General features: G+C 49.5%; 9 protein-coding genes. 7 read left to right on the plus strand and 2 right to left on the minus strand.

What is annotated here, in order from left to right; all coding sequences use genetic code 11:
- The 5 genes from PHT49_12160 to PHT49_12180 all read left to right on the plus strand — a co-directional run.
- Positions 1–561 (plus strand): magnesium chelatase domain-containing protein (locus PHT49_12160; GenBank protein MDD5452638.1); only part of this gene is annotated, 561 nt, incomplete at its 5' end.
- Positions 562–571: 10 nt separating this feature from the next.
- Complete coding sequence (locus PHT49_12165; GenBank protein MDD5452639.1) at positions 572–1,852, plus strand: hemolysin family protein; 1,281 nt, start codon at positions 572–574, stop codon at positions 1,850–1,852.
- Positions 1,849–3,150, plus strand: a complete 1,302-nt coding sequence (locus tag PHT49_12170; GenBank protein ID MDD5452640.1) for a hemolysin family protein — start codon at positions 1,849–1,851, stop codon at positions 3,148–3,150. Before PHT49_12165 ends, PHT49_12170 begins: the two co-directional genes overlap by 4 nt.
- Positions 3,098–4,243: a M20/M25/M40 family metallo-hydrolase gene (locus PHT49_12175; protein MDD5452641.1), complete on the plus strand. Its 1,146-nt coding sequence runs from the start codon at positions 3,098–3,100 to the stop codon at positions 4,241–4,243. Before PHT49_12170 ends, PHT49_12175 begins: the two co-directional genes overlap by 53 nt.
- 276 nt (positions 4,244–4,519) lie before the next feature.
- Positions 4,520–6,049: a YifB family Mg chelatase-like AAA ATPase gene (locus PHT49_12180; protein MDD5452642.1), complete on the plus strand. Its 1,530-nt coding sequence runs from the start codon at positions 4,520–4,522 to the stop codon at positions 6,047–6,049.
- Positions 6,050–6,252: 203 nt separating this feature from the next.
- Here the strand turns inward: PHT49_12180 and PHT49_12185 are convergent, their stop codons facing one another.
- On the minus strand, positions 6,253–6,903 hold the full coding sequence (locus PHT49_12185; protein ID MDD5452643.1) for a hypothetical protein: 651 nt from the start codon (positions 6,901–6,903) through the stop codon (positions 6,253–6,255).
- Positions 6,904–7,020: 117 nt separating this feature from the next.
- Here PHT49_12185 and PHT49_12190 point away from each other — a divergent pair, with 117 nt between their 5' ends.
- The gene (locus tag PHT49_12190) at positions 7,021–7,365 is read left to right on the plus strand and encodes a hypothetical protein (GenBank protein MDD5452644.1); all 345 of its coding nucleotides are present in this window, start codon (positions 7,021–7,023) and stop codon (positions 7,363–7,365) included.
- A gap of 465 nt (positions 7,366–7,830) precedes the next feature.
- Here PHT49_12190 and PHT49_12195 read toward each other — a convergent pair whose 3' ends face one another.
- Positions 7,831–7,974, minus strand: coding sequence for a helix-turn-helix transcriptional regulator (locus PHT49_12195; protein ID MDD5452645.1), 144 nt, complete (start codon positions 7,972–7,974; stop codon positions 7,831–7,833).
- Positions 7,975–8,185: 211 nt separating this feature from the next.
- Here PHT49_12195 and PHT49_12200 point away from each other — a divergent pair, with 211 nt between their 5' ends.
- A complete protein-coding gene (locus PHT49_12200) occupies positions 8,186–10,201 on the plus strand; it encodes a DEAD/DEAH box helicase family protein (GenBank protein MDD5452646.1) in 2,016 nt (671 codons plus the stop codon).
- Positions 10,202–10,831 lie beyond the last annotated feature (630 nt).

Raw genomic sequence — 10,831 nt, forward strand, 5'->3', positions numbered from 1 at the left:
CTGGCAACCGGCCTGGCCTGGACCCAGGAGGGCGGAGAAGTCCTCCATATCGAAGTCACCACCATGAAAGGAAAAGGGAATCTCAATCTCACCGGACAGCTTGGGGAGGTAATGAAAGAGTCGGCGCTGGCCGCTCTCAGCTATACCCGGTCCCGTGCGGATAAGCTTAAGCTTGATAAGAAATTTTACGAAGAGCTGGATATCCATATACATGTCCCGGCCGGCGCTATTCCTAAAGACGGCCCGTCAGCCGGCGTTACTATGGCTACTGCCCTTGTTTCCGCCTTAACAAGGGCGCCGGTGAGCAGGGAAGTGGCTATGACAGGAGAAATAACGTTGCGGGGCAGGGTCTTACCGATCGGGGGGTTGAGAGAAAAGGCCCTGGCAGCGCTTCGGGCCGGTATAAAAAAGGTTATCATACCGGAGCAAAACACTAAAGATTTAGAGGAAATACCGGATCGAATCCGCCGCCGCATCACCTTTTATCCGGTTAAGAACGTTGATGAAATCCTGGAATTAGCCCTTATAAAGACGAAATCCGGCAGGCAAAGTAAGAAATAGGGAAAGACATTTGGACCCTTCACCGTCCATTTATATACCAATAATCATCTTCTGTCTTCTTTGTTCCACCTTCTTTTCCGGCTCAGAAACAGCTCTTTTTTCCCTGGGGCGATGGCGTTTGATTCGTCTCCGGGAGGAAGGTCACCCAAAGTACAGCCTGATAGACGGTCTGTTGGCCCGGCCGCGGCGTCTCCTGATATCTATTATCATCGGCAACGATATGTGTAATGTGGTCGCCTCTGCCCTGGCTACCCCTCTTGCCGTCAAACATTTTGGTGCGTCCGGGCGTTGGGTAGCCATAGTCATCATGACCGGCGTTATAATCATATTGTGTGATATTTCCCCCAAGGTACTGGCTATATCCCACCCGGTATCTATAGCCTCCTTCGCGGCAAGGCCGATGTCTTTGTTTGTAAAATGGGTTGCTCCGGTGCGATGGCTTGCGCAGTCCACAGTAGATGTTCTTCTTAGAGTAGCCGGATTACCCAGGGGGAAAAGGACAAAGTTTATACTGGAAAAAGACTTTCTACGTCTGGTCGAACACGGACACCGCGCCGGGATTATTGAGCGCCTGGAGAGGGATTTTATAAGAAGGGCGATGGAATTCGGCGATACAAAAGTAGCGGCTATCATGACCCCCCGTCCGTATATATTTGCCGTGCCTCTTGATGCCGACCTCTCTCGCGCTGTAGAGAAAATCAAAACGCGAGGGTTCTCACGGGTGCCCGTATATGAGCATGAGATCAACAAGCCGGTCGGGATCCTTCACGTTAAAGATCTTGTGGGCATAAAGTTAAAATACGCCGGAGGCACAGTAGCTGACTTGAGTTCCCGCCTTAAGCCGGTCTATTACGTCCCGGAGACAAAAAACGTTGAGGATCTTTTTCAAGAGTTTCAGAAGCGCCGCATCCATCTGGCCATGGTGGTGGACGAATACGGAGATTTAGCCGGACTGGTAACCATGGAAGATATTCTGGAAGAACTTTTTGGAGAAATATATGATGAATATGACCAGAAAAGGATGGCTTTTGAAGAGAAAGGGAAAGGCGTTTATTTGGTCTCTCCCAGGATGCTTATAGAAGATTTCAACGAGATAACCGGCGCGCATATCCCTTCGGATGAGGTGGAAACCATTGGTGGATTCGTGCTCAACCTTTTTGGCGAATTGCCCAAGGAGGGAAACAGCGCCGCCTATAATGACCTCCACTTTACCGTAACCAAAATAAAAGGGACCCGTATCTTACAACTGAAGGTGGAGAGGGAAGGCAAGGCAGCTTTCCATGACCTATGACCGTAAGTGATATGGTTTATCCGCTCTCCTGGTTTATCGGCTTGTTATTTCTGGAGGCACTTTTCTCCGGTTCAGAGATAGCCCTGGTAGCCGCTGACCGGAAGAAAATGCAACAAATGGCCTCTGACGGTCATAAAGGGGCAACCGCGGCCTTGAGACTCCTGGGAAGGCCGACCTGGCTATTCTCCACTACGCTTCTTGGGACCAATCTGGCCATGGCCGCCAATACCGTCCTGACGACGGCCTGGATGGTAGAGCAGTGGAGATATGGGAGTGAATGGTTGGCTGTCTTGCTCATGCCGCCTTTCGTCCTCATTTTTGGAGAGATTATCCCAAAGACCATATTCCAGCAAAAAGCACAACAGCTCGCCCCGAAGGCCGCCTACGGCATTACGGCCGCATCTTATATTCTTTATCCCCTGGTCTGGATCTTTGCCCGTTTTTCTCATTTGTTGACAAATATATCGGAAAGAAGGGAGCAGCCTTTTGTCACGCGCGAAGAGCTGAAACTGACCCTTCGTATGGATGAAGACGAGATTGAGCTGGACAAGGCCGAGAAGCGGCTCATACGAAAGATGTTTTCATTCATGGAGACAGACGTGAGCCGGGTGATGATTCCGCTGGTTAAGGTCTCGGCCTTGCCGGAGGGCGCGCCTGTGGCCGATGCCGTCCGGAAATTCCGGGAAAAGGGTTACGGGCGACTGCCTGTTTACCGCAGGCGTATCGATAATATAGTCGGGATATTAAACGCCTTTGATTTAATCGGCGTGGCAGATGAAAGCCTGCCGGTCAGCAGTTTTATGTACAAACCCTACTATGTACCGGAGACCAAACCGGTAGATGAATTGCTGCTTGACTTACAAAAAGAAGGCAAAACTATAGCCATAGTGGTCGATGAGTATGGCGGCACCATAGGCATGGTCACCGTAGAAGATATTCTCGAAGAGGTAATGGGGGAAATAGCGGATGAGTTTGACAAGGAGGCCGCCCCCTTTACCAGGTTGGGCCCAAACCATTATTTGATCAAAGGGCGTATGGAGGTAAGCCAGGCCAATGAGCAGCTACATCTGGGAATCCCGGAAGGCGACTATGAAACCATAGCCGGTTTTATCTTAAAAGAATTGGGGTTAATCCCTAAACAAGGCCATATTTTTTCTTACAGGCATTTACAATTTATTATACGGAAGGCCGAGGCCAGAGGCATAGAAGAAGTGGAAGTTATTGTTAAACGGAAGGGTCAGGAAGATGATAAACAGACAGCGACTAGCCGGGGAGTTTCTGCGCCTGGTGCAGATTGACAGCCCTTCGAGGCAGGAAGGCGCTATCGCACAATATGTACGAAAGACATTTGAATCCCTGGACGCCGGGGTAATAGAAGACGGGGTCGGAACGCTCATCGGCAGCGAAAGCGGTAATCTGATCGTCCGCATACCGGGCACACGGAGAGACCTCCCGCCTCTTATGTTCAATGCCCATCTGGATACGGTGGAACCGGGGCGGGGCGTAAAAGTAATCCAGGAGAATGGGACATTTAAAAGCGATGGACAGACCATCCTGGGCGCGGATGATAAGTCCGGCATAGCTATTTTGATTGAGGCAATAAGGCTTTTACAGGAGGGGGGGATAGCCCATTGTCCGCTGGAGTTTGTCTTTACGGTCTGTGAAGAGATAGGGCTTTTCGGGGCTAAGTCCCTTGATTACAATCTGCTCCAGGCCCGGATGGGTTATGCCCTGGATACCAGCTCCACTACCCGCATCATAAGCGGGGCCCCGGAGGCCAACAGCCTTTGCATCAAGGTACAGGGATTGGCCGCCCATGCCGGCCTCGAACCTGAAAAAGGCATAAACGCCATACAGATTGCCGGTGAGGCCCTGGCCGCCATGCGGTTGGGCCGTATTGACCATGAGACTACCGCCAATATCGGGTTGGTACGCGGGGGGACGGCCCGTAATATTATACCGGACTATATAGATCTGGAAGGTGAGGTACGCAGCCACGACCGGCGGAAACTGGCCGATCACACCGAACACATAAGAGGATGTCTTGAGGGGGCGGTCTCAGCCTATAAAGAGAAGAACAAGATAGATGGCGACCTTCCCGCATTGCGCCTGGATGTAACGCAGGAATATCCGTTAATGGCGGTTGGCGACAGCCACCCCGCTGTTGTCCTGGCACAGGAGGCGGGGAAGGCCTTGGGACGCCGGCTCACGCCGGAAAAAAGCGGCGGCGGGAGTGATGCCAACATCTTTAACGCCCATGGCATCGCCGCCGTAATACTGGGCACGGGCATGCAGTCTGTCCACACCACAAACGAATATATTCATCTCGAAGACATGGTCCGGACCGTTCAACTGATTATGGAGATAATCTCCACCTACAGCAGATCATAATGGAAGGTTCCTGAGTTTTTAGGTAACCCCTGGTTTCTTCGCTTCACGGCTTACGCAGCGACCCTTTCTAGGCTCGCAGGTGGGGAATGCTGACCCCTTCCAGCCACTAAAGGGCTGGTTTTCCCCTTCCTGCTCGCTCTCGATGGGTACCCCGCTGCTCCAGCAAGTTTCGCTCAGAACTACCGGGGGTTCCTTCAAAATTATATGTGCTTCCGTTAAGTTCTCACCCCTCATCGCCGATAAATACGAGGTGAACATAAAACAGGAGAGTCTTCCATGCTGGCAAAGATCCTGAGCAGCGCCGTTCTGGGTGTTGAGGCTTATGTAGTCGAAGTGGAAGTGGATATTGCCTTCGGGCTGCCGGCTTTCTCCACCGTCGGCTTACCCGAGGGCGCAGTAAAAGAAAGCAAAGACCGGGTCAAATCCGCTATCAAGAACTCAGGCTATGAGTTTCCCACCCATCGCGTCACGGTTAATCTGGCCCCGGCGGATATAAAGAAGGAAGGCACAGGATATGACCTGCCCATAGCGGTTGGTATTCTGGCCGCCACCGGAACCATAAACAAAGATAATCTCCACCATTATATGTTATCCGGCGAACTTTCGCTCGATGGCCGTATAAAAGCGACTAAAGGGGTCCTGCCCATGGCTATGGCCGCGCGTGCCGCCGGGCTGTCCGGCATCGTAGTGCCCAAAGAAAATGCCCTGGAAGGAGCGGTCGTAAAGGGCATCGAGGTATTGCCGGTAGAATGGCTTTCCGAGGCAGTGGAGTTACTCAATGGGAAAAGCAGTCCGACCCCGGTGGATGTGGATACGGATGCCCTCTTTTGCACCGCCGGTAAAAGCGATATGGATTTTAATGAGGTCAAGGGGCAGGAACACGTAAAAAGGGCCCTGGAGATTGCCGCGGCCGGGGGCCATAATCTGTTGATGATCGGCCCCCCGGGCTCAGGCAAGACCATGCTGGCGCAGCGCCTGCCGACTATATTGCCGGCCATGAGCTTTGAGGAGGCCCTGGAGACGACCAAGGTCTTTAGTGTCATGGGGCTGATGCCCCAGGGAAGCGCCCTCATTGCCGTCCGCCCTTTCCGTCAGCCGCATCATACCATCTCTGATGCCGGTCTGATCGGGGGCGGTCAGATTCCCAAACCCGGAGAGGTTAGTCTGGCCCACAATGGCGTGCTTTTTCTGGATGAACTGCCGGAATTCAGAAAGAACGTCCTGGAGGTGTTGCGGCAGCCATTAGAGGATGGGCGGGTTACGATCGCGCGGGCCTCCATGTCCCTTACCTATCCGGCCCGGTTTATGCTGGTAGCGGCCATGAATCCCTGCCCGTGCGGTTATTACGGGAGCGCCAAGCACACGTGCAGTTGTACGCATCTTTATATACAAAAATATCGCTCAAAGATTTCCGGCCCGCTTCTCGACCGCATAGACATCCACGTAGAAGTGCCCGCCCTAAACTACAAAGACCTGGCCTCTATCCATCCCGGCGAGTCGTCAGAAGAGATAAGAAAGAGGGTTGATCTGGCCCGCCGGAGGCAAAAGGAACGGTTTGAAGGCAAGCCCATCCACTGCAATGCCCAGATGAATACCCGCCTTATCAAGAAGTTTTGCGCTATTGACGCCGAATCACACAAGCTTCTGGAGGTAGCGGTCAACAAGTTGGGCTTGAGCGCCCGGGCCTACAGCCGCATATTAAAGATTGCCCGCACTATTGCAGATATTGAAGGGGAGGCGTCCGTCAAATCTGCCCATATCTCCGAGGCCATCCAGTACCGCAGTTTGGATCGCAGAGCGATCTGACCGGTAGAAGAGATCAAGGGGCCAATCGGTAAAACGAGGCGAAGAGCTGGCTAAACTTAATTAATATTCGCTTATCAAAAAACAGAAACTTATAAACCAATGAGCGTTGATTTCCCCGATGTATGGGTGTCTATACATGTTTAGAAAATAAAAAGCCTGCTGGGCTTTTGCGCAGCAGGCAAAGAGACGCATCATATGTCCTATTAGCAATCTGCTAGAGTTATCCTGAGTTCCTGTATCTGTTCGTCCGTGGCAAGCCCGATCTCTCCCTCAGAAAGGGTTATGAATCCGCGATACTTTCCGTCCTCCTCTTTTCTGTCTTCTTTCAACGCCTGCAGGAGCGATTCTTTCTCAGCTAATTGTGCTTTATCGATCTCGGATATGAATTTCCCCTCGAACCTTTTCATCTCCGTGTCATAGCCCTTTACAAGGAGGGCAGTTTGCCGTTTGCCGGAGGCGATTTCATGGGGCTTATCAACGAACAGAAACTGGGCGCCATCCGCGTCTTCGATAAGCCTGAAATGTGCAGGGTCTCTTTCCTTGCGCCTGTACAATTTAACATTGTCGTTTTTTAAAGCCAGCTTCAATAAACCATCTGTTTCGACATATAAGGCCGGCCCGAAGGCGACTTTGACGTCCGCTCCCTGTCTGACCGATCTGGCAAAATTTTCGAGGAAGGACTTGTCCGTATAGAATGGAGGATAAAGCTCTCCAGCATATATATAGATTTTTTTTGCGTTACCGAAAAGACGGCCGTACCTAAGAGTTTCCTCCAGCCCTTCCAGAATATAGGAAACCTTTTCGAATAACAGGCTTTTCTTTCGAAACCCAGGCAGGTTGTAATCTTTATGCATGTTATTTATCTTTTCGGCTCTTAGTATAAAAATATTTAATACTTTACGGTATTTTTTTAATATTATTTAAAGTGCGAATCAACGAATTTTGGAGTTTCTACTTCCTCCCGTGGTCTTGTGAAATCACAAAGACAACACAGCAATAGTGCCTCACCGTATGCCGCTATTAGGAGTCCAATAGCTAAATATGCAACGATGATGCCACTATTAGGATTATTCTTGGCAAGAAACCAATTAGATGAAAAAATGGATAAGAGTGCGGAAAATATCACAGCGATGATAAATGAGACAAGCCAGAACTTTCGAAAGTGTGGGATGGCATCTTTTAGCAATCCGACGGCTGCTATGCTTAAGTTTGCCCCAATGAATACAGCATGGATAGGAAAGTCTAGCGATGACATGGCTTGTCTCGACTTAATGCATTTGAAGCAAATGCAAAACCATCGACGATGGCTTGAGTAATAAAGGCCTCTCAGTGTTAAGGGATCTAAGAATAATTTAATATCCTTAACCTTCCAAGTCCTTGTTGCAGGCTAGCGATTACCCTTTCAGTCCGTAGTTCTGTTTTTTAAAAATCAATATCATATGCTAGCCTCATAGAAACAAGCCGATAATAATTTTAGTTTGACCTGCTGTCAAGCAAAAAGTGGAAAAGTTTTTCTCTTCTGTGGGAAAAGTTTTTCCAAAATGAGGAAAAATTTTTCTCTCGTGAGATTGTTTCAGGGATAGAATAAATAAGCAGTATTTGCGCACAGGTTGAACTAGCCAGGGATTGCAGGCTTACGATGTCAAGCTTTTAACCCCTGTAATTTTTATGATCTCGGGCATTCAAGTCTTGCGGAACCCGTCCGATATATAAAGTGGACTTTCGCGAAAAAGGGCCGCCACTTCCTCTTCCGGGCAGCGGCCCCAAAAATTTGCCCCGGGTCACGCTGGTTTCTCAATAAACGCAACCGCTTTCTCCAGGTTCCTGTCTGTCGGCCTGATGTTCCTTACTTCCCAGTTAATCACCGTATCCTCCGTTACCCCGATTAACGCCGCCAGCTCCTTTATCTGCAGCCCCGCATCCATCTGGCTTTGCGCCGCTTTTCCCCGAAAGTCTCTGGGCTTGCGGGATAACCCTTGATAAATGTTTGTTTGGGCAGGGGGTGAGTGAACGTGTAGCAGCCTGAGGCCAGAATGTTCTGCGCAACCTACTATTATTTGATATTAAAAAATAACAATTGACACCAAATAGCAATTATGTTAAGACTCAGCAAAAATCTGGGAGGGATGATTAAAGATGTCCGAATGGCTGAATACAGAAAAGGCGGCTAAATACCTAGGAATAAGCGCCAGCAACTTATATTCATTGGCTCAGCAAGGCCGGATTCCGGGCAATAGAATAGGTAAGATGTGGCGATTTAGCCAAAAAGACCTGGATGCCTGGGTGCGGGTAAATAGACCGTTGAACGAATTTTTTATGAGTTCAGAAGCACTTATTGAGAGTAATGCGGCCCTGAGAGACCCTCAGAGGGAAGGTCATACAGCAGCCCATGATTTCTTTTCGGGTGGCGGACTTCACGCAATCATGCAATTGCCCGTGGGCTGCGGGAAGTCTGGTCTTATAGCAATTCTGCCTTTTGGCATTGCCAAAGGGCGTGTATTGGTGATAGCTCCAAACCTTACGATAAGAGATGAACTTAAGAAGAATCTCGATATCGCTAACAAGAGATATTGTTTCTGGAACAAATGTAACGTCTTGAGTCCTGAAGCAATGTCGGCTGGTCCATACGTGGCGGTTCTTGACGGGAAAGACGCGAACATCCATGACTGCGACCGATCGCATATCGTAGTAACAAATATTCAGCAACTCGCAAGCAGTGCAGATAGGTGGCTACCTGCCTTCTCGGACAATTCCTTCGATTTGATTCTTGTCGACGAAGGTCACCACAGTGCAGCACCTAGCTGGAAGAAGGTTTTTGAAAGATTTCCCAAGGCAAAGGTTGTAAATCTCACAGCAACGCCATTCAGAAGTGACAAGAAGGATATCGAAGGTGAACCTATCTATAGATATTCATTCAAACGGGCTATGCTAAAAGGTTATATCAAGAAGCTTCAAGCAATTTACGTGGCTCCCGAAGAACTCTATTTCACCTACCAGGGCGACCAAAGGCATCACACGTTAGAAGAAGTATTGGAGCTTAAAGAGGAAGATTGGTTCAGCAAGGGCGTAGCATTGGCGCCTGAATGCAACCGGCATATAGTAGACGCGAGCCTGGATCGGCTTGAGAAACTGAGACAGTCTGGTACCCACCATCAACTAATCGCTGTGGCTTGTTCTGTTGCTCACGCCAAGGCAATACGGTCATTATATGCTAAGCGGGGATACGAAGCTGCTGAGATACACAGCGATATGTCGGAAGATAAGCGGAAAGAGGCAGTACAGAAGCTGAGGTCAGGCCTTATTGACTGCATAATCCAGGTTCAGATGCTCGGAGAAGGATTTGACCATCCCCACTTGAGCGTTGCCGCCATATTTCGGCCCTTTAGGACCTTGTCTCCATATGTCCAATTCATTGGGAGGATAATGAGGGTTGTAGTGCAAAACGATCCCCGGCATCCTGATAACTATGGTTATGTTGTTACCCATATCGGCTTAAATCTCGATAAACAGTTGGCTGATTTTCGCGATATGGAAAGGGAAGACAAGGCGTTTTTTGAGGATTTAATCGCTGGTAAGGAACCTGAACCTGCAAGAGAAGTCATAGAAGGTAAGACGAGATTTAAGTTAACACCTGATATGGTCGTTCAGAGAGAGGTGGTATCAGAATTCCTCGAGGAAGATTTCATTCACACGGACGATGAGGCTCTTCTGGAAGAACTGAAAGCGCATGCTGAATCTCTCGGATTTGATTCTGAACAGGTTGTCGAAGCGCTGAAAAATCGTCAAGCAGAAAAGGTTCGCCGTGTGAAGGCCACTAGTCCGTTCCCTGTACAACCCCAGTTAGAAAGAAAAGAAGCTCGGAAAAGATTAAAGGAAGAGGCTAACCGGGCTGCCAAAGTCTTGCTCAATCGTCTTGGGTTTGACTATGGTGGCAGAGAACTCGCGTACAAGTATGCTCCGGGTGTGACAGGAAACAACTTTGTTGCTGCCGTGCAGATGGTCAATCGTGAAGTCGATAAGATTCTGGGTGTAAAAACTGGTCAACGAGGGATGCTGAAGACTGAAGACTTCGTTCGGGGCATAGATTGCTTGGACGAGGTACTCAATATATTAACTAAGCGTATCAAGAAGAGGATCAGCGATGATGGCTAAGAGAGGGAGGATTCCGTCCTTGGTAGGTGGTGGTGCGGGCGCGCCCAAGTTGGTTGTTGCCAAGAGAAAAAGACGTTGCAGGCGCTGTGAAATGGAATTATCCCAGGGGACTAAATGTGTCCAGGTGGCTATCCCAGGGTCAATGGGTTGCAGAACATATTGTGTCGGTTGTTTCTCAGAGATGATTAGTAAAAGTCGCGAAGATCTCGACCGGCTTGAACAGTGGATAAAAGCATAATAAGCCGCTCATTTGACCAGTAGAAGAGATCAAGGGGCCAATCGGCAAAACGAGGCGAAGAGTTGGTAGACCTAATTAATATTCGCGGATCGAAAAACAGAAACTTATAAACCAATGAACGTCTCGATTTTTCCGACTTGGCGGCCTTCAGCCGGTTTCCCTGCCTGTCGGCAGAGAGGTCATGATTCCGCCCTTGCCTTCGGCTAGTACTTCTGCTAACGTATCACTACGCGGGCAGGGTTCACGTGCAGGGGACTTACACCCTGTGCGACACGAAGTCGCTTTAAAGAGCTGTTCCCACTTGAGTAGGGAACCATTTGTGCCACCAAATGACTCTAGGAGCCTGAATAAAGAGCGGCTCTGACAATGAAACGAAGCACGAGCTGTGCGGG

The organism is Desulfovibrionales bacterium (assembly GCA_028715605.1).
Lineage (GTDB): Bacteria > Desulfobacterota > QYQD01 > QYQD01 > QYQD01 > QYQD01.